Raw genomic sequence first — 427 nt, forward strand, 5'->3', positions numbered from 1 at the left:
GCAGCCAGCGAGCCTTGCACTGGGTGCCGGGGCCGGATTTATCGCGCGTGGTTATTATGGTGATCCGAAGCAGCTAACGGATTTAATCGTTAAGGCTATTGAGCATGAAGGTTTCTCCTTCGTGCAGGCATTGAGCCAGTGTGTCACCTTTGTACCTGAGCAAAAGCATTGGAAGGAAATGGTCCATGAGTTTGGTCAGGAGCACACTCACGACCCAATTCAGACCGCGGCTGAAATTCAGAGGGATGATGGCTTCGGGCTTGGTATGATGTATCAGAATGAAAGACCTGCATGGATGCCTCCGCATTATGAGCCCGAGAACGAAGGGGAAGTGCTGGACGAAATGCAGCGTACGTTTCAGGTTTAGATGTATGATTTGAAGGCGGCTTACTTAAGTTAGCCCTTTTCTGAAAAGAGGGCTGTAACC

At 50.1% G+C, this 427-nt stretch carries 1 pseudogene; it reads left to right on the plus strand.

Annotated elements, in window-relative coordinates:
- Positions 1-367: pseudogene (locus tag A3761_RS26835) on the plus strand (hypothetical protein); the annotation flags it as partial.
- Between the last annotated feature and the right edge of the window lie 60 nt (positions 368-427).

It is taken from the genome of Oleiphilus sp. HI0123 (genome assembly GCF_001635315.1).